General features: G+C 36.4%; 19 protein-coding genes. 6 read left to right on the top strand and 13 right to left on the bottom strand.

The genetic code is table 11. The features are described 5' to 3' along the window. Nucleotides 1-210: 210 nt before the first annotated feature. Nucleotides 211-1,185: a proline dehydrogenase family protein gene (locus tag IEW44_RS05775; RefSeq protein WP_188614090.1), complete on the top strand. Its 975-nt coding sequence runs from the start codon at nt 211-213 to the stop codon at nt 1,183-1,185. A 23-nt stretch (nt 1,186-1,208) separates the two neighbouring features. On the opposite strand, the gene IEW44_RS05770 is transcribed toward IEW44_RS05775, so the two are convergent. Further along, entirely contained in the window at nt 1,209-2,537 is a 1,329-nt protein-coding gene (locus IEW44_RS05770) for an AAA-type ATPase lid domain-containing protein (protein ID WP_188614089.1), read from the bottom strand. Nucleotides 2,538-2,808: 271 nt separating this feature from the next. Between IEW44_RS05770 and pruA the strand changes: the two genes are divergently transcribed. Together pruA and IEW44_RS05760 are read left to right on the top strand one after the other, a co-directional pair. Further along, nucleotides 2,809-4,353 (top strand): L-glutamate gamma-semialdehyde dehydrogenase, encoded by a 1,545-nt coding sequence (pruA, locus tag IEW44_RS05765; protein WP_188614088.1) that lies wholly within the window; start codon nt 2,809-2,811, stop codon nt 4,351-4,353. A gap of 203 nt (nt 4,354-4,556) precedes the next feature. Beyond that, entirely contained in the window at nt 4,557-5,312 is a 756-nt protein-coding gene (locus IEW44_RS05760) for a class I SAM-dependent methyltransferase (protein ID WP_188614087.1), read from the top strand. Here the strand turns inward: IEW44_RS05760 and IEW44_RS05755 are convergent. Beyond that, nucleotides 5,302-6,126 carry a LysR family transcriptional regulator gene (locus tag IEW44_RS05755; RefSeq protein WP_188614086.1) on the bottom strand — a complete coding sequence of 275 codons (825 nt, stop codon included), beginning with the start codon at nt 6,124-6,126 and terminating at the stop codon, nt 5,302-5,304. The two genes, IEW44_RS05760 and IEW44_RS05755, sit on opposite strands and share 11 nt — an antisense overlap. 132 nt (nt 6,127-6,258) lie before the next feature. Between IEW44_RS05755 and IEW44_RS05750 the strand changes: the two genes are divergently transcribed. Beyond that, the gene (locus IEW44_RS05750) at nt 6,259-6,885 is read left to right on the top strand and encodes an NAD(P)-dependent oxidoreductase (protein WP_188614085.1); all 627 of its coding nucleotides are present in this window, start codon (nt 6,259-6,261) and stop codon (nt 6,883-6,885) included. Nucleotides 6,886-6,940: 55 nt separating this feature from the next. On the opposite strand, the gene IEW44_RS05745 is transcribed toward IEW44_RS05750, so the two are convergent. From IEW44_RS05745 to IEW44_RS05725, 5 genes are all read right to left on the bottom strand, one after another. Beyond that, complete coding sequence (locus tag IEW44_RS05745) at nt 6,941-7,327, bottom strand: RidA family protein (protein ID WP_229704173.1); 387 nt, start codon at nt 7,325-7,327, stop codon at nt 6,941-6,943. A 203-nt stretch (nt 7,328-7,530) separates the two neighbouring features. Beyond that, a complete protein-coding gene (locus IEW44_RS05740) occupies nt 7,531-9,405 on the bottom strand; it encodes an endonuclease MutS2 (RefSeq protein WP_188614084.1) in 1,875 nt (624 codons plus the stop codon). Nucleotides 9,406-9,704: 299 nt separating this feature from the next. Then, nucleotides 9,705-10,634: a serine O-acetyltransferase EpsC gene (gene epsC, locus IEW44_RS05735; RefSeq protein ID WP_188614083.1), complete on the bottom strand. Its 930-nt coding sequence runs from the start codon at nt 10,632-10,634 to the stop codon at nt 9,705-9,707. Between the two features lie 204 nt (nt 10,635-10,838). After that, nucleotides 10,839-11,084: a hypothetical protein gene (locus IEW44_RS05730; protein ID WP_188614082.1), complete on the bottom strand. Its 246-nt coding sequence runs from the start codon at nt 11,082-11,084 to the stop codon at nt 10,839-10,841. Between the two features lie 24 nt (nt 11,085-11,108). Next, nucleotides 11,109-11,294: a helix-turn-helix domain-containing protein gene (locus IEW44_RS05725; protein WP_188614081.1), complete on the bottom strand. Its 186-nt coding sequence runs from the start codon at nt 11,292-11,294 to the stop codon at nt 11,109-11,111. 140 nt (nt 11,295-11,434) lie between these two features. Here IEW44_RS05725 and IEW44_RS05720 point away from each other — a divergent pair, with 140 nt between their 5' ends. Next, nucleotides 11,435-11,785 carry a helix-turn-helix domain-containing protein gene (locus tag IEW44_RS05720; protein WP_188614080.1) on the top strand — a complete coding sequence of 117 codons (351 nt, stop codon included), beginning with the start codon at nt 11,435-11,437 and terminating at the stop codon, nt 11,783-11,785. A gap of 351 nt (nt 11,786-12,136) precedes the next feature. Here the strand turns inward: IEW44_RS05720 and IEW44_RS05715 are convergent, their stop codons facing one another. The 5 genes from IEW44_RS05715 to IEW44_RS05695 form a co-directional block, all read right to left on the bottom strand. Continuing rightward, nucleotides 12,137-12,349: a DUF3955 domain-containing protein gene (locus tag IEW44_RS05715; protein WP_188614079.1), complete on the bottom strand. Its 213-nt coding sequence runs from the start codon at nt 12,347-12,349 to the stop codon at nt 12,137-12,139. A gap of 4 nt (nt 12,350-12,353) precedes the next feature. Beyond that, nucleotides 12,354-12,566, bottom strand: coding sequence for a helix-turn-helix domain-containing protein (locus tag IEW44_RS05710; protein WP_188614078.1), 213 nt, complete (start codon nt 12,564-12,566; stop codon nt 12,354-12,356). 10 nt (nt 12,567-12,576) lie between these two features. Further along, on the bottom strand, nt 12,577-13,020 hold the full coding sequence (locus IEW44_RS05705; protein ID WP_188614077.1) for a DUF2975 domain-containing protein: 444 nt from the start codon (nt 13,018-13,020) through the stop codon (nt 12,577-12,579). A gap of 260 nt (nt 13,021-13,280) precedes the next feature. After that, complete coding sequence (locus tag IEW44_RS05700; protein WP_188614076.1) at nt 13,281-13,895, bottom strand: PepSY domain-containing protein; 615 nt, start codon at nt 13,893-13,895, stop codon at nt 13,281-13,283. A 145-nt stretch (nt 13,896-14,040) separates the two neighbouring features. Then, nucleotides 14,041-14,364 carry a MazG nucleotide pyrophosphohydrolase domain-containing protein gene (locus tag IEW44_RS05695; protein WP_188614075.1) on the bottom strand — a complete coding sequence of 108 codons (324 nt, stop codon included), beginning with the start codon at nt 14,362-14,364 and terminating at the stop codon, nt 14,041-14,043. A 220-nt stretch (nt 14,365-14,584) separates the two neighbouring features. On the opposite strand from IEW44_RS05695, the gene IEW44_RS05690 reads away from it, so the two are divergent. Next, entirely contained in the window at nt 14,585-15,523 is a 939-nt protein-coding gene (locus IEW44_RS05690; RefSeq protein ID WP_188614074.1) for a helix-turn-helix transcriptional regulator, read from the top strand. 45 nt (nt 15,524-15,568) lie between these two features. Here IEW44_RS05690 and IEW44_RS05685 read toward each other — a convergent pair whose 3' ends face one another. Beyond that, complete coding sequence (locus IEW44_RS05685) at nt 15,569-18,346, bottom strand: YfhO family protein (protein ID WP_188614073.1); 2,778 nt, start codon at nt 18,344-18,346, stop codon at nt 15,569-15,571. Nucleotides 18,347-18,456: the final 110 nt, after the last annotated feature.

The raw sequence follows: 18,456 nt of genomic DNA, 5'->3' as shown, positions 1-18,456 counted from the left end.
AATTGACTGAATAATCTTTCTTTTTATGATAAAAATTTTATAAAACAGCGTGAAAACGCTGTAAGAAAGCGCTTTAATCCCTTTTTTAAAATTGAATTTTTAAGATAGCAAAATAATTTTGCTATTTTCAATTTTGGTAAACGTGCTATAATCACCATTAAAATTATAATTTATTATATTTTTAAAACAATTTTGAGGAGTGTTTTTGACATGGCAGTAAACTTACGCGACTTTTTCATCGCACTTTCTGAGAACAAAGTATTAATCGCTGGTGCACAAAAATTCGGTTTACGTTTAGGCGCGCAAAGCGTAGTAGCAGGTACAAACGTAGATGAGGTTGTTAAAACCATTAAACGTTTAAACAATCAAAATATTTCTTGTACAGTAGATAACTTAGGCGAATTCGTATTCGAAGAAGCAGAAGCACTAGAAGCAAAGAAAAACATCTTAAACGTGATTGAAGTCATTCACGCTGAAAAATTAGATGCACATATCTCACTTAAACCGACACAACTTGGTTTAAACTTTGATAAAGAGTTTTGCTACAACAACTTACGTGACATCGTAGGGACGGCTCATAAATACGGCATTTTTATCAACTTTGATACAGAAACACACGAAACACTTTACGAGTCATTCGACTTAATGGAGCGTTTACACGAAGAGTTTGACAATGTTGGTACAGTAATTCAATCTTACTTCTTCAATGCACAAGAAAACATTGAACGTTTCAAAGATTACCGCCTACGTATTGTAAAAGGTGCTTACAAAGAGCCTGCTGATTTAGCTTATACAGATAAAGCAGACATCGATGCTAACTACTTAAAATTAATTGAATACCATTTATTACATGGTAAATTTACATCAATCGCAACACATGACCATAATGTAATTGCACATGTTGAGAAATTTGTTAAAGAAAACAATATCTCTCATGACAAATTTGAATTCCAAATGTTATATGGCTTCCGTACAGAAATGCAAGAAGACCTTGCTACACAGTACAACTTCTGTACGTACCTACCATTTGGTAAAGACTGGTACGGCTACTTCATGCGTCGTTTAGCTGAGCGTCCACAAAACATGGAGTTAGTGGTAAAACAAGTATTTAACAAGAAAACAAACACCATGTTAGGTGTTGCTGCTGCTGCATTTGCATTAGGCCGTATCACTAAACGTAAATAATAAAAAAGCGTAAGGCATATGCCTTACGCTTTTTCTATCGTTTTGACTGACTTTTTTTCCTCAAATTTTTTAATACGATATTGCAAACTTTGTCGTCTTATGCCAAGTGCTTCGGCAGTTTTTGAAATATTGCCATTATGAAATTCCAATGCACGTGCAATGTAATAATCCTCTACCTCATGCATGTAAGTATCTAATGGACGTAAATCTTGTTTATCCATCACAACAAAGAGATCTGTTTTTTCCTCAGGCATCTTTTGCTGCGCACGCCATTTTAAGTGAGCAGGTAACATATACATCTCAAGCACTTCCTCACGTGCAATCACAGTGCTCACCTCATCAAGCATTACTTCTAACTCTTTTAAGTTACCCGGCCAATCATACGCCAGTAATAATTCTTCCACATCAGGTGATAATGCTTTAATTTGTGAACCATATTGCTCACGATGACGACGGAAGTAATCATAAATAAACGGTAAAATATCTTCTTTACGTTCACGCAAAGCAGGCACTTGAATAGAAATATTAGAAAACAAGTGATATAACGTCTGTGATAACTTGCCATGGCGTATTAAATCAACGGGGTCTTGCCCAACGCTCGCAATAAAATAATGTTTGCGCTCCTCATGCTCTTCTAACAATTTAGCAATTTGCTCCTGTGCCTCCATGGATAAATACTCCACACGCTCTGCAAAAAATGTAATGTTACGTTGATTGACAATGTATTTTTCTAATTGAGCCAACACGGTTTTTTCATCTCGTCGACAAATCAATGTGACAAATAATTCATTCGGCTCAGCTAGCACATGATGAATGCCCTCAGCAATCATATCTTTGCCTGTACCTGATTCACCAATTAACATAACGGGTAAACGACCCATAGCGGCTACTTTTGCTGTGTTAATTACTTTTTGCATCGCTTTGGATACAGCAGTAATAATTTCAAATTTTAATGGCGCACCGTAACGTCGCAGTGGTTGATACATCATAAACTCTAACTGTGTAATGTCACGCACAAACTCCACTGCGCCAACTAACTCATTCTCCACAATTAGCGGATGTACATGACTGATCGTTGTTACTTCTTCTCCACGTTTATTCCAAAATGTTTTTTTCATATTGAGCAGTGGCTCTTTTGTTTCTAACACGCGCAGTAACGCACTTCTTTCTACATCAGCATCAATAATTTCTAATGCTTTACGTTTTTCAAACTCTTCATCACTAATGCCGACAAGTTCTCGCATTCTCTTGTTGTATAAAATTAAATTGCCACGCTTATCAATAGCACAAATGCCACTGGCACTCTGCTCAGCGATGAATTCATAAATCGCTAATAATGTCTTTGTGTTCATTGCATTCCCTCATTTTTGCAGAGGATTTGCTCCTCGTAATAGTTTTATTTTACCATGCTACGCAATATAGTAGCATAATAGCAAATTTTTTTGTTTTTATCGTTAGTCTTTAAACCTTGATATGAAGGCGTTTTCACACATTATTTTTAGAAAAATCATATACTTTGGATTTTAACACTTGATTTATGCAAAAAAAATAGGCATTATAATACTTAGAAACACGAAAAAAGTGCAAATTTTTTTGGCACAAGTACTTTTAGGAGGCAAAAAAATGATTCCATACAAACATGAACCATTTCAAGATTTTACTGTAAAGGAAAACTACGATGCTTATAAAGCAGCGATTGCAAAAGTAGAGGCTGAATTAGGTCAAGACTTCCCACTAATTATTGGTGGCGAACGTGTAACAACTGATGAAAAAATTACATCTTACAATCCAGCTAACAAAACTGAAGTTATTGGTCGCGTTTCAAAAGCGAGCAAAGACTTAGCTGAAAAAGCGATGCAAGCTGCTGATACAGCTTTCCAATCTTGGAAAAAAGTTGACCCAGCAATCCGTGCTGATGTGTTATTTAAAGCGGCAGCAATTATTCGTCGTCGTAAAAATGAATTTTCAGCGCTTTTAACTAAAGAAGCGGGTAAACCTTGGAACGAAGCAGATGCTGATACAGCAGAAGCAATCGACTTCTTAGAATACTATGGTCGTCAAATGTTAAAAATTAAAGACGGTCAAACAGTAGAAAGCCGTCCAGGCGAATATAACCGTTATGGCTACATTCCATTAGGTGTTGCTGTTGTTATCTCACCATGGAACTTCCCATTTGCAATCATGGCTGGTACAACAGTTGCTGCAGTTGTAACAGGTAATACTGTATTACTAAAACCTGCTTCAACTACACCTGTTATTGCTTACAAATTTATCGAAGTATTAGAAGAAGCTGGCATGCCTGCTGGCGTTGTTAACTTCATTCCAGGTTCTGGTGCTGAAGTTGGTGACTACTTAGTAGACCACCCTAAAACACGCTTCATTAGCTTCACTGGTTCTCGTGATGTTGGCTTACGTATCAACGAACGTGCATCAAAAGTTAACGAAGGTCAAATTTGGATCAAACGTGTAATCGCTGAAATGGGCGGTAAAGATACAATCGTTGTTGACGCTGAAGCTGATTTAGACTTAGCTGCAACTTCAATTGTTAAGTCTGCTTTTGGCTTCTCTGGTCAAAAATGTTCAGCATGTTCACGCGTAATCGCTCACCAAGATGTATATGATGAAGTAGTAGAACGTGTTGTTAAATTAACAAACGAATTAACAATCGGTGACCCAACTGATTTCAATAACTTTATGGCAACAGTAATTGACCAAGCTGCTTTCGATAAAATCACTAGCTACATCGAAATTGGTAAAGAAGAAGGTAAATTAGTTGCTGGTGGTACAGCTGACGACTCTAAAGGTTACTTTGTTAACCCAACAGTATTTGCTGACGTTGACCGCAACGCTCGCATCATGAAAGAAGAAATCTTTGGACCAGTTGTAGCTATTACAAAAGCTAAAGATTTTGACGAAGCAATCGAAATTGCTAATGATACAGAGTATGGTTTAACAGGTGCTGTTATTACAACAAACCGTTTCCACCAAGAAAAAGCACGTGAAGATTTCCACGTTGGTAACTTATACTTCAACCGTGGCTGTACTGGCGCAATCGTTGGTTACCAACCATTTGGTGGTTTCAACATGTCAGGTACTGACTCTAAAGCAGGTGGCCCAGACTACCTACAATTACACATGCAAGCTAAAACAACTTCTGAAATGCTATAATTTATTAGCATATAATAGGAAGAAACTCGTTTTAAAACCCAAAAATTCAAATGAATTTTTGGGTTTTTTTATTTTATCAGCTTACATCTATCTATCACAATTCTCGTTATGTTGATTTCCATATTGGCATCAACTTATCTTTATTATCCTTATAGTGTCATGACATGCGGTTTAGTATAGTAGTGTAAAGGAGGTCATAACACATGACAAATTGGAATAGTACACTCTATGATGAAAAACATCAATTCGTTTCCAACTATGGCGAGTCGCTCGTCACATTACTACAACCTAAACAAAATGAAACCATTTTAGATGTCGGTTGTGGTACAGGCGACTTAACAGCACAAATTCAGCAAAGTGGAGCCACCGTAATTGGTGTAGACGCTGATCGTGATATGATTACTAAAGCGCAAGAAAAATACCCACATCTTCCTTTTCATGTGGTACCTGCCGAACAGTTGACTTATGAAGCACAGTTCCACGCTATCTTTTCTAATGCTGCTATCCACTGGATGAAAGACCATGTTACTGTTTATAAAGCTTGCTACCAAGCGCTACAACCACAAGGAAGGCTAGTCGCTGAGTTTGGTGGCGCTGACAACATCCAAGGTATTGTAGACGCCCTTTATCAAGCAGCTGAACAATTACAATTACCACTAGCAAAAGACGATTTCCCTTGGACATTTAAAACAACAAAAGAAGTAGAACAAGACTTACTTGCAGCACAATTTACGCCTATTGCCATCACTCACTATGAACGCCCTACCCCATTAGATGGTGCAGATGGACTGCGTAATTGGCTGGAAATGTTTAGTCAAAGCTTGCTTAAATGGTTAACACAAGCTGAGAAGGCGCAACTATATACAGCATGCGAAACCATTTTAGCTCCTACGCATTATGTAGATGGTGTGTGGGTTGCTGATTATTGGCGCATGCGCATTGTCGCTATCAAAGCATAGCTTGATAAACATGTTTTACGACTTGAGTGAAGGCATCATAAAGTGAGTGTTGATATTTAGTTAGCACATACGTATGAGAATAGGCAGGTACTTGCCATACAACTTGACGATAAAATAACCTGCCTTGCTTTACCTCATTAGCCACTACACTATAGGGCAAATATGCCTTGCCTAATCCTTGCTCCACAAATCGTTTAATTGCTTCTGTTTGATTTAATTGATGAAATTGAGCATAGGGAAACTGTTGTTGTAAACTGGCAAAATAAGCAGTGAAAGCATGCAAATAAATTACATTTGTATCATCGTGCGCATACACTTCTACAATATCCTCTTTAGCAACGACTTGCTCTATAATATCGCGTGTAGACGGCATTTTACTTAAGCCTACCCCCACTTGTTGTTGAAAAACAGCTTCTCCTACTTCATTTGATGGCAAAATATCCACACGTACTTGTACATGCGCATATAAAGCTTTAAATTGTTGAATGATTTGCGGTAACACCGAACACGCAATTTGTGGTGCGGCTGCTATGACTAATTCCTCTGTGTAACCAGCATTAAAGTTCATTAAATCTTGCCATGTTTGCTGTTCTAATGCCATCATTGCTTGAGCTTTTTGATAAAAGAAATGCCCTGCTGCAGTTAATTTCACTTGTTGATGTTGCCTTGTAAACAGTTTTGTCTTTGTTAATTGCTCCATATATTGAATATGTTTTGTAACAGTAGATTGTGCATACTGTAAGCGTTCCGCTGCTTCTCGCAAATTTTCGGTTTCAGCCGCTATAACAAATGTCTTTAAACGATTTGTATCCATCCAGACCACTCCTTTTTGTTATTGTAAGCACATCACTTGCACTTTTCAACAGCTGTAACTATAATAATTACAGTAAGTTTTTTACACAACATGTAACTAATATAGTTACACTAATTTTAAGGAGGATTTAATATGAAAATAGCCATTATAGGAGCAACAGGAAAAGCAGGTCACAACATTTTACAAGAAGCATTGCGTCGTCAACTAGATGTCACAGCAATTGTACGTAATCGGGAGAAATTAACAGAGAATGTCCCCGTCATTGAAAAAGAAATTACCCAGCTTACAACAAACGATATTATGCCATTTGATGTCGTTGTAAATGCCTTTGGTGCGCCTGCTGGTAATGAATCTTTACATGTAACAGTAGGTCGTCATTTGATTGATATTTTCTCATCTGTAAATACCCGCCTGATTGTTGTAGGAGGCGCAGGTAGTTTATACACAGACGATACAAAAACAGTGCGGATTATGGATACGCCTGATTTTCCTGAAGCCTATTTTGCAACTGCCTCACAACAAGGACAAAATTTAATTGATTTACAACAATCAACCGTAAATTATACCTTCCTTAGCCCATCTGCTTTCTTTGATGCAGAAGATAAACGCACAGGGCATTATCGCGTAGGACAAGATGTACTATTAACAGACACAGAAGGCAACAGCTATATCTCATATGCAGATTATGCGATTGCATTAGTTGATGAAATGGAAAACCCTCAATTTATTAAACAACGGTTCACAGTTAGCCGAGCGTAAATCAGACATAAAAAAGTGGTAAAGGAAATTCCTTTACCACTTTTGTTATAACTATTTATTTAGCTGCTGTAATATCAAGTTCAATTTTTAGCTCTGGTAAGCCTAATGCGCTAATATAAGCAATTGTCATAGACGGATAACTGTCACCAAAAAAAGCATGCCACTCCGCATCAAACAAATCCCACGGGATTTCCTCAGTTGCCCAAATATTAACTTTAACAATGTCAGAAGCTGCTAAGTTTTCTGTGGCTAAAACCATTTTAATATGCTTAAATGTTGTAATCGCTTGTGCCATTAAGGTATCTTCAAATGTGCCATCTGCCAATGTGCCTACTTGCCCTGATAAAATATACCAATTTGCCTCTTTCGGTATGATGGTGAGATGACTGTAGTGACCTACAGGTGCTGGTACTTGAATAGGGTTTTTACGTGTAATATGCATAATAATTCGACTCCTTTTAATAAATAATAGTAGGAAAAGGAGTCTTTTTTAGAAGAAGATGGCTGTTTGATACCCAACACCTAAACGTAAACTCATTAATGCTCGTTTTTTCATATGTGTAAGGTTCCTTTCAACAAAGTTATTCTTATCATAACAAAATATAAAGAAAAATTCGATGTAAAACGCTTATCCTTCAAATAATATTACTTATTCAAACGGCGCCATACTTTTTTTGAGCCCCGCTGCAAATCATATGCCTCTTTACGTGCCTCATAACTGATAAATAACGACGCGATATCATACCCTTCCGGATATAAGTCTTTCGCTTCAATTTCAAGTGTGACACGTTTAGCCAGCACTGTATGATATACCTCATTGACTAACACTACCACTTCACCTTGATCATTCATCTCTTGATAAATAATACCTGTTTGTTGCAAGGCTGTTACATAAACGCGGTCTCCTTGTGTAAATGATGGTACTTCTTTTATATGCTCATCCCTTGTCGTTTTTACTTTACGCTCATCTAGCTGAGTAAAATTATAGGCTTTTGTCTCCATATAATGCGCCGCTTTTTGCAAAACTTGGGTTGGAATTTGCATTTTCTCCGCGATAAATAACGCATTACTCTCGCCAGACTTACCTGTGATGAGTTGGTAGAGAGGGGCTAATGTCTCTGCATCAAATGCCATAGCTGCGTTAATAAAATCTGGGTGTTGTTCTGCATATGCCTTAATCTCACCATAATGTGTCGTCGCTACTGTAATACAACCTTTTGCATACAATGTTTCTAATAGCGCAATTGCTAGCGCCGCACCTTCATTTGGCTCTGTGCCACTTCCGATCTCATCAAATAATAACAGTGTATTGGCATTAGCTTGTTGTAGAATCTGACCTATATTTTTCATATGTGATGAGAATGTACTTAAGGCATTCTCCATACTTTGATTGTCGCCAATATCGACAAAAATACGCTCAAAAACAGCTATCTCTGTGCCCTCAGTCGCTTTAATTGGTAACCCTGACATCACCGCTAATGTGAGAAGCCCTATCGTTTTTAACACCACCGTTTTACCACCTGCATTAGGCCCTGTAATCATTAAACTACGCGCTTCTTTTCCCACTTCAAATTGTAACGGTTCTACATCACCTGTTAATAAGGGATGCTGACCATTAATGATACGCACATAACCCGTACGATTCACTTTTGGTAATATGCCATCCATGGCTTTACTATACTTTCCTTTGGCAAAAGCAAAATCATATTGTGCCATAGTGTCAACATTAATACGCAAAGCATGGAGTTGTTCAAAAAGTGCACCTGTTAATGCAGCCTTAATTTGATATTCCTCAGCCTCTTCCTCTGATTTTAACAATACAAGTTCCACATTTAATTTCGTTACACTTTGTGGTTCGATAAAGACAGTTGCTCCCTTTGTTGATGTTTCGACAATAGCGCCTGCCACTTGATTTTTATAAGCTGCCTTAATCGGGATTGTATAACGGTCTTGCTTTTGTATAATTAACGCTTCTTGTATCATGTTCTTATTAGTAGTATTTGCTAAAAATTTCGTTAAACGGTCTTTTAAGCGCTGATGTACATCATCCATCAAACGACGAATCCGCTTTAATTCTTTTGAAGCCTCTGTTGCTATACGGCTCCCCTTAATTGCGTACGTAATATCTTCTTCAATCGCAAGTAATGGCGTTAATGATTGCGCATAGCTAGTTAACATAGGTGCTAAGTGCACTTGTGATTCCATAAATTTTTTCATCACGCGACAACCTCGCAAAAAGTCAGCGATACATAAGAGTTCACTTGCCTCTAATATTATACCTTTGTCTAACTTAGCAAGCAGCTGACCAACATCACTAACTCCTACAAAGGGAATATGGGAACCTTGGTTAAGCAGTATTTGCGCTTCACTCGTCTCTTGTAAACGTGTTGTTACAATTTGAATGTGATTGCTCGGTTGTAACTTGTCGACAAGTTGCTGACCTAACCCACTTACACAAAAAGGTTTTAGTTGTTCTTTCAACGTATTATATTGTAATTTTTCTAATGTCATATCATTCATATTTGTTTCGCTCCTTAAGTTTTATCACTTAGGATGCCTACTACTATTAGGTTTCAATAAAAAAAGCTGCGGAAATTAATCCACAGCTTAAAAAGAGGTATGACAAAAGCATAACAACCTCTGATTCGCTGTAGGTATCCTCATATAAGCCAACACAAAACAAGCGTTCCAATAACGCTGTGTTTTTTATATCGGTTTAGCTTATTAGAATCCTACAACACTCATCAAAAGTCCCCCAGTAATTTTTAATATTGAAACCTAATACAGTGATTTTACACTGCCTTGTTTATTTTTGCAAATTATATTTCAAATTCTAACGCATGATGTTGACTATTACTAATGCTTGGTGATGGTTGTGAATGGAACACGCGAGAATATGGCGGTACAGAATGTGTGAGCCATATATTACTGCCCAACACGGTATGGTGACCGATCGTTGTTTTACCACCTAAAATAGTCGCACCCGCATAAATAATCACATCATCCTCAATATTAGGGTGACGCTTAATCCCTTTAATCGGATTACCATCCTCATCAAGTGGGAAGCTGAGCGCACCTAATGTCACGCCTTGATAAATTTTCACATTATCGCCTATAGTACAAGTTTCACCTATAACGACGCCTGTGCCATGGTCAATAAAGAACGACTCACCAATGGATGCCCCTGGGTGAATATCAATGCCTGTTAACTCATGTGCATATTCTGACATAATACGTGGTACAATTTTTACATTTAGCTTATATAATTCATGTGCAATACGGTGAATGCAAATGGCTGTTATAGAAGGATAGCTCAGTACAATTTCTTCTGTAGAAGTAGCTGCTGGGTCACCATTGTAAGCCGCTTGAATATCGGTTTGCAGCACTTTTCTAATTTTAGGGAAGCAATTAATGAGTTTCATAACAATCGCATCTGCTTCTTGACGGCATTTATTTTCACAATCTGCAAAATTATTATACACCAGTACTTTTTCAATAATGTCACGTAAATCTAATGCGGATGAACGCAAATTATTACTAATTGCTACATTAACACGTGTCTCATCAATCGGTTTACGGTCATAAATTCCAGGAAATAATACCGCATGGAAATTATGAATTACTTTAATGATTTGCTCTCTTCCCTTAAAACCGATTGTTTTAGCAATATCAAAATGTTGATCATTAATATGTGTTAATTGCTCTGCAATCGTTGGCACATCATTATTTAACCAGTCATCTAACTTCATTTTATTACACCTCAATTTTTAATACCTATATTATCATGTTAAAGATAACATTTTCTTCATATGGCTTCTAGTATAATACATCTGTTGAAACAAAGATATCAACTTGTTTTCCTTGCGCTATTCTTTATTTTGCTTACTTACCTCACTAATATTGTCATAAAAAAAGACAGAGGCATATCTTTCTTGCCCCTGTTTTTCTACTTGTTAGGCTTCATTTTTATTACTAAAATGAATCGCTATTGTTGGCAATAAAATAGCCACCTCTTTAATATCTTTAGTCAGTTGCTGTAACGTATCACTCAGTTGTAAATACTCATCTAAATTTCGCTTATTGCTATTTTGAATCAACAAATAAATGTGTAAGGCTAATTCAGTAGTAGTAAAGTGTTGAATCTCATCACTACACAACATGGTCGTTGCTGCAATTTGCTCCCTAATTTGACGCTCCATAGGTTCATCTCCCTAGTCATTTTATTACTCAAAAAAAATGTACCAATCGACTTGCAAAAGCTTTCCAATCTTTTGTGCAACTTTCACACTCGGTCGCAATCCATTTTCTATCTTGCAATAATAGGAACGATCAATACCTATTTTTAATGCGACTTCTTGTTGGGATAAGTTAAGTTTCAAACGTTGTTTCTTTAATGTAGCTGTAAACATAATTACCCTCCTTTGTGCATTTATTACACACATTATATCGTGCATTTTTTACACAAGCAACATTATTGTGTAATTTAGTCACAAAAAGTGGATTGTGCAAAAAATTCACTTATAATAATGAAAAGAAGGGAGAGATTTGTATGAAGTATGGCGACATTTTAAAACAATTGCGTACAGCGCAAGGGCTTTCCCAACAACAATTAACTGACCAACTTATGATTAATCGCTCTACATATGCTCGTTATGAAACTTCCTCCACACAACCCGACTTTGAAACATTAGTGAAACTCGCTGATTTTTTCAATGTAAGTATCGATTACTTACTAGGCAGAGATACAAAACCATATCCCTCAAAAGAAAAAGAAGACCCACACTACCGCGCTTGGATTAATGACCCTGATTTAGCTGCACTCTATCGCGAGTTACCTGATTCAGATAAAATCAAAATTCAACAACTGCGTGATTTTTGGGAGTTCATTAATAAAAAGTAAAGTACGCTATGCGATGAACATCGGTAGCTTGCTTGTTTTATCTATTGTATACTGTTAGTGAAATGAGAGATCTTTATTTCCTATTATAACCGCAGGCAAATTTTTTGAACGAGGGAATGTTATTTATTTACCACTCTTCATACTTCATTAATACGTTACAAGAAATGATGAATACGCCAGAAAAATTTTTATAAAAGAAGCTGGGACATAACTCGATTTTTTGAGAAAATATAAAACTCGCTTATTAATTTCCTTAGCTATTTTAGTAATTAAATGCGTTGGAAACCAAAAAAATGTGAGAGGATTTTTAAAATCCTCTCACATTTTTTCTTTTGTCCCAGTCTCTTTGTGTTATGCTTTTTTATATCGCTTTACTGAGCGTATCAAATAAATGGCTAACACAATTATGCCGATAAATATGCACAACATGCTCACAGGAATTAAAAAGAAATAAGGCTCGTGTAGCATACCATTACGATCCACAGTAGATGGTGTAAAAGCCGATACAATCATTAAAATCAAGCCTAGTAAAAGTGGTGTAGATACGATTATTAATTTTTTCATTATGTTATTCCTCCTCTTTCTCATACACTAAAATATCCCCTGGTTGACAATCTAAAACTTCACAAATTTTATCCAATGTTGAAAATTTAACAGCCTTTGCCTTACCATTTTTTAAAATCGAAACATTCGCCATTGTAATACCAAGCGCCTCTGATAAAGCTGTAACCGTCATTTTACGCTTAGCTAACATCACATCTAAATTTACAATTATCGCCATTTAACTCACCTCAAATCGTTAATCGCGCCTCTTCTTCTAATTGCAGTGCTTCTTTACAAGCGGTATACAACATCTGTAGCACCACAACGAGCACTATTGCCATCCCTAAAAATAATAGACAAAATACAACAAGCATTGTACTTGCTTTACCTAGTATAAAAATCGCTAAGAGTGCTATGCCATATAGTAAAGCTTCAGTTGAAGCTAAAGCACGTAATATTTTTAAATAGTTCATAATATGCGAACTAAACGATTTCTGAACCAAACTCGAACACATTTGAAAAGCCACAACCAATGCGATAAAAAAGGGAATAGCAGATATCCATAAAAATGGTTTAACAGGCACTTCTGTGTATTCCGTAGCTAATTGTGGCACAATCATGATGCAAAATACGACACCCATAATGGCGGCTATACCAATTAAAAACTTTAGCCATGTAACTTGTTGCTGCATAATCTCTTCACTCCTTGTACGCACTCACTTGTATATTATTGATATGTAACACTCATCAAATCAGTGCGAAACTTTTATTCTTTTTTCATAATAAATCATATTATATTAAAACGCAATATTTTTATATTGTAAAACAATAAATACATATTCCAAAACAATGTAATCTATCATTCATCTTTCAAAAAACTACGTGATATCAGCCATCAAAAAAACAGTATTTTTATGATGTTCCATCTCTCATAAAAATACTGTTTTATTCATTAGTCTCTTAAAATCTCAATTTGCTTACCTGTTTTTGCATCAATAATGACTTGAAACTCTTCTTGATTGGCATCCTCAAAATCCACTTTATACACCGCATCTTGATTAAAATCTGTATCAAGTGACCAGCTTGTTGGTGTGGAATTTTCCACTTCCGTTACTTTAGAAGCGGTAGTAATCGCTTCTTCTACCTTAACATAGTCTGCGAGTTGCAATTCAACATTATCATCATCATTTAAGTCGACGGGCTCTTGTTCCTGTTTAATTAATTGATTATTTTCATCTACTTCACCACTATATTTTGTCGTGTCGTTAAATCCTTCAATTTCATAAACAAAGGTACCATTTGACTCGCCAAGTTCGATAGATGCAATTTTCACACCTTCAAACTGTTCATTAAATGTTTTTAAAGCATCCTCTACAGACACTGGCATATCTGTAACAGCACGTAAGTTATTCACCGTTTCTTTTGAGGTGCTTGATGTCTGATTGGTATTTTCTTCAGTGGTATTTGTTTCATTTGTCGTATCTTGCTTTTTATTATCGTCATTACTGCATGCGGCTAAAGAAAGTGCTAGAGCTGTTGTCATAGTTAAAGTTGTCCACTTTTTCATTTGAAAATCACCCTTTCTCATTTCGTTACTAGTTTATTATTTTTTACAAAAAAAAGAAAGTAATCACACCTTTTTTCTTATACCTATAATAAATATGATGATATTCAAAAACCGCTTCCTTATTTAAAAGAAGGCGGGCTTTGAGTTATACCTTGTTGGCATAACGGATTGATAGTTTATCTTGATGCGCTTGGAATATGCTTGCTAACGATATATCATATTTATTAGCAATCACAATAAGATTGCCTAAAACATCACCTAATTCTTCTGTAAGTGCTTGCTTATGCTCTTCATAGGTGGCCACTTGCTCATCTGGTCGGTCTCTACCAATCTCTAAGGCACGAATCGCACGCGCAACCTCTCCAGTTTCTTCAGCTAAAAAGCCGATGCGAATAAAAATATCAAGTTCTGACCAGCCTCTCTGTTCGTAATAGGTTTTGACCCATTGTTGAAATTCTGTAACATCCATCCATTAATAACCTCCTTACTTCTACCTCTAGTTTAGCAAAAAAGAGTGAGGCTAATCAGCAAAATTCTTGCGCAATTGATAATGCATTTGTACGAATTGACCATATTGTGCAGTCGCTTGTAGCTGTAAATGTAAACGAGGGTTTTGTTTTTTAAATAAAGGGATACCATCACCTAAAAAAGGAAAATTATTATGGTATCATAAAAAATGAGGTGAGCTTATGTCTAAAGCGCAACGATTATTGCAAATCATGTTATTTATGTCCTATAAGAAACAGTTTACTGCACAAGAAGTAGCGGATGAATTTCATATCTCTACCCGCACTGTGCACCGCTATATACTTGACTTATCTGAGATGGGCATGCCTATTTATGCAGAGCAAGGACGTTACGGTGGCTATACTATCCTCTCACAAAAATTACTGTCACCCTTATGGTTTACAGAAACCGAAACAGTAGCCATCTTTTTTGCATTCCAATCTTTAGCCTATTATCAAGATCTCCCTTTTGATACTGAAATTACATCTGTCTCACAAAAGCTTTATCATACCTTGCCTAAAACAGCGCAAGCACAAATCAATCAATTACAAGATTATATCGCCTTTTGGAATCCTAAATGCACGATAAAAAGTCCTTTATTACAAGATGTAGTAAAACATGTGCTTAATCAACAAACTATAAAAATACATTATGCCTCTCCATCAGGCAACAGCGTGAAACACCTTCATCCTATTGGTGTATATGCTCATGATGGGTTATGGTATTTGCCTGCTTATGACATGGATAAAGATAAAGTATTGCTATACCGACTGGACCGCATTCGAGAAATTACGGAAGTGTTACCTGCTCAACAAGCATGCATGACATTGACTGAATGGTTTGCGTCGCAGCCTATTAAAAAGCCTACCTCATTACATGTACAATTGACGCCAAGAGGTGTAAGAGAATGTTTAAGCACGCCTTATTTAGAAGCATTTGTGATAGTGAATGAAGACGGAAGTGGTTATATTGATACGATAGTAGATGAAGACGATATCCATTTTACGATGCCTTTATTTTTTAGATTAGGTGCCAATGCTCACATTTTAGCACCTCCGCTTTTGATTGAGCTTTTATGCCAACAAGCCACTCATATTCTTCAACAATATGAAAAAAGGTAAATAGCAAAAGTGAGAGACGACTTGATCCATCGCCTCTCACTTTGATTACTGTCTCTTTTTACGTGCAATGCGCCCTACAATAATTAAGAGTAGTACACCGACTATACTCACAATGCTACCTTTTAAAAGATAAGGGTTTTGATAAGTGAAAACGATATGTGCCTTACCCTTTTCTAGTGGGATACCGATAAAGCCAATATTAGCTTGTATCGTGTCGCGTTTCTCCCCATTTACCGTAACTTGCCACCCTTTTGCATAAGGTATGGATGTGACAAGTACCCCCTCTTTTTCATTATTAATTGTCCCCTCAATACGCTCATTCTCAAAATTTGTAATTGTTAAGGCGTGCGCTTGTTTGTGCGCTGCTAATTTTTCATCTGTCTTATTGCGCGCAGGCAAGGCATAGATCACAATATTGTCCATGTAGTAACGTCCTGCATCTGGAAATTGTATTGTAATTTCATTTTTACCTTCTTTAGTGTAGCCTAAATTCACAAACATATTATCTCGTTTAAAATACGAACTAAATGCATGTTCATCTGACTGACGCAACGTCTTTGTACGCCCTTCATATTTAAAGCGCACATCGTACTTTGTGCTCTCTTCCGCATTTTTATAACGCAAACCCTCAAGCCTCACATAAAGCTCACTTCGCTTTAATGCGTTGGCATTCGGTAAAGTAATATGCATTTCGCCACCGCCTGGTCGTACAGTAAAAACAGTTTTACTAAGTGGTTGAACACGTTCATAAGGATAGGTGATGTTATAATCAAGTTCTCGTAGGCCCTTCACAGTAAAGTCGTCATCTTTCATAGTTGTGCGACCTAATGCATCCTCTACAACCACCCCTTTTGTTAAGAATACTTCTTTTTCTACAGGGTTTAATTTAGCAAAATCTTGACGTAACATCATGTTATCTTCCACATAAGCTAGTGGGAAACTAGACGCTGTTTTAGCTATCACGTAATTAGGGTCATATTGTGGTTGTTTTAATGCATGATAACGTTTTAAATACAGTTCAGTAAAGTCGACCCCTAATGGCTCTCGTTCAACGTTGGCCTTTTGTTGACGTTTTGCTTTTATAATCGTAGGTTGGTCAATGACTTCATAACCACGTGGTAAATAGCGCTTATTTTTTTCATTTGTAATAATATACTCTACATTTAACAAATGATTAAGCATACGACGATCATCCATTCCACTGCGGAGTGGCTGAATGATTTGATAGGTGCCAATCTCCAACTCTTCTGCAAAATCGGCAACATAACCATTGGTTAACGATAAATACGTATTCAAACCTTTTAAATCATGGTAAATAAATTGATTGCGCACTTGATTATCACGAGACGTTACACCTAAACGATATCGCTCATCTGTTGGAAGTAACTTCTCCATACCACCAAGAACATTTTCATACTGCTCTATCGCAGTATGTAACTCAACTGTGCTCGATATCATATTACGCCCATAGTCATAATAAAAGGCCCTTGTATTTGTTGCCATATTCAGTACAACTAATACTGTTAGGAGTAATGGCACATACTTTTTAGTCACCTGTTTTTTACACTCGTATAACAAAATCCCCCACATTAACCACCCAAGTGCTATTGGCAATAAATAATAGCTATATTTCTCCTCAAGTAGTGCTACTTTCGCGTAGAGTAAAGTAAAAAGCACTAATAGATAAAACATATATGTGAAGTGTTTTAATTGTAACTCTTGTCTTTTATCTAAAAATTGGCTGCTTGCCAACGCTAAAAATAAAGGTATAGCAAAGCTAAAACGATTGTACGGGCCTGACATACCATTCATAAAAGAGGCAAACAGTGGGAATAAGGTGAAGATGCCTAAAATGAGCAACATCACACCAGCCACATTTCTTTTATTTTTTAATAAGAATACAAACGTAAAGATGGTAAAAATCGAAAACCCACCAACCATCCAAAAATAGACACCTGGCGTAAATAAATGATAAATTAATCCTTCATAATATGCTAAAGGATAATAAAATAAACTCATTGGCGATCTGCCTGTACTTCTTGAAGCATGTAAAAAACCATCAACCATTGGTAAAAATAAAATCGCACTCATTAAAAGGCCAATCGCATAATATAACACACAACGACTTAATGTAAGTACCGCTTGTTTGATTGGTTTTATGCCATACAACAGGATGTAGCGTACCACACCATAAATGAACGTGAGTATCGTTAATTTATAAAAGAAATAAAAATTAGCAATAGCACTAATAGCGACCATCATACTAAATAATACGCCAGACTCTTTACGTAAAATCTTTTCCACACCTAAACATAGTAGCGGATACCAAATCATTGGTAAAATAAAAAAAGGATGACGCGTCATATTATAAATCGCAAAAAAACTAAATCCATACATTAATGCTCCCATTAAGCCTGCTCGATGTGAAACATTAAATTTTCTTGCAAAAAATAAATAGCTCGCTCCTACAAACCAAACACGTACAAAGATAAGGAAATGGAACGAAAATTCTCGCATACTCTCTGGAAAGAGAACACCTAAATAAACAAAAGGGTCTCCAATGATATAATAACCATAAGAAATAATCGTATCGGCTCCTGCGCCAATTGACCAGTCCCATTGAGCAAAACCTTTACCTCTTATTACATCTTGTAATAGCGTCATATATTCATTAAACACTAAAAAATGTTGTGTAAATCCATCAACTTTCCATATAAATGAGCCTCCTGCTAAGAAGTACGAAATATAAATTGCACAACACACCATAATGAAAATAACAGAATAATAGCCAAATGTTTTCTTAGCAATTTGTGGCTGATTCATCGTTGTTTTGTCACTCCTCTCACAACTAATACACAACAAATATTATTGTAATACTTTACCCTATCTCTATACAATAATGTATCGTCATCATATGACAAGTTGGTATATCT

Origin of the sequence: Lysinibacillus alkalisoli, assembly GCF_014643595.1 — a bacterium.
Taxonomy (GTDB): Bacteria; Bacillota; Bacilli; order Bacillales_A; family Planococcaceae; genus Metalysinibacillus; species Metalysinibacillus alkalisoli.
This window is presented reverse-complemented; position numbering and strand designations above follow the sequence as displayed.

What these genes read in the sequence shown, in the direction of transcription:
- IEW44_RS05745 (WP_229704173.1), bottom strand. Translation starts at nt 7,327, where the DNA reads ATGCATATTACACGTAAAAACCCTATTCAAGTACCAGCACCTGTAGGT.
- IEW44_RS05760 (WP_188614087.1), top strand. Translation starts at nt 4,557, where the DNA reads ATGACAAATTGGAATAGTACACTCTATGATGAAAAACATCAATTCGTT.
- IEW44_RS05770 (WP_188614089.1), bottom strand. Translation starts at nt 2,537, where the DNA reads ATGAACACAAAGACATTATTAGCGATTTATGAATTCATCGCTGAGCAG.
- IEW44_RS05720 (WP_188614080.1), top strand. Translation starts at nt 11,435, where the DNA reads ATGAAGTATGGCGACATTTTAAAACAATTGCGTACAGCGCAAGGGCTT.
- IEW44_RS05755 (WP_188614086.1), bottom strand. Translation starts at nt 6,126, where the DNA reads ATGGATACAAATCGTTTAAAGACATTTGTTATAGCGGCTGAAACCGAA.
- IEW44_RS05725 (WP_188614081.1), bottom strand. Translation starts at nt 11,294, where the DNA reads ATGTTTACAGCTACATTAAAGAAACAACGTTTGAAACTTAACTTATCC.
- IEW44_RS05695 (WP_188614075.1), bottom strand. Translation starts at nt 14,364, where the DNA reads ATGGATGTTACAGAATTTCAACAATGGGTCAAAACCTATTACGAACAG.
- IEW44_RS05750 (WP_188614085.1), top strand. Translation starts at nt 6,259, where the DNA reads ATGAAAATAGCCATTATAGGAGCAACAGGAAAAGCAGGTCACAACATT.
- IEW44_RS05730 (WP_188614082.1), bottom strand. Translation starts at nt 11,084, where the DNA reads ATGGAGCGTCAAATTAGGGAGCAAATTGCAGCAACGACCATGTTGTGT.
- IEW44_RS05700 (WP_188614076.1), bottom strand. Translation starts at nt 13,895, where the DNA reads ATGAAAAAGTGGACAACTTTAACTATGACAACAGCTCTAGCACTTTCT.
- IEW44_RS05775 (WP_188614090.1), top strand. Translation starts at nt 211, where the DNA reads ATGGCAGTAAACTTACGCGACTTTTTCATCGCACTTTCTGAGAACAAA.
- epsC (WP_188614083.1), bottom strand. Translation starts at nt 10,634, where the DNA reads ATGAAGTTAGATGACTGGTTAAATAATGATGTGCCAACGATTGCAGAG.
- IEW44_RS05740 (WP_188614084.1), bottom strand. Translation starts at nt 9,405, where the DNA reads ATGAATGATATGACATTAGAAAAATTACAATATAATACGTTGAAAGAA.
- IEW44_RS05715 (WP_188614079.1), bottom strand. Translation starts at nt 12,349, where the DNA reads ATGAAAAAATTAATAATCGTATCTACACCACTTTTACTAGGCTTGATT.
- IEW44_RS05705 (WP_188614077.1), bottom strand. Translation starts at nt 13,020, where the DNA reads ATGCAGCAACAAGTTACATGGCTAAAGTTTTTAATTGGTATAGCCGCC.
- IEW44_RS05710 (WP_188614078.1), bottom strand. Translation starts at nt 12,566, where the DNA reads ATGGCGATAATTGTAAATTTAGATGTGATGTTAGCTAAGCGTAAAATG.
- IEW44_RS05690 (WP_188614074.1), top strand. Translation starts at nt 14,585, where the DNA reads ATGTCTAAAGCGCAACGATTATTGCAAATCATGTTATTTATGTCCTAT.
- pruA (WP_188614088.1), top strand. Translation starts at nt 2,809, where the DNA reads ATGATTCCATACAAACATGAACCATTTCAAGATTTTACTGTAAAGGAA.
- IEW44_RS05685 (WP_188614073.1), bottom strand. Translation starts at nt 18,346, where the DNA reads ATGAATCAGCCACAAATTGCTAAGAAAACATTTGGCTATTATTCTGTT.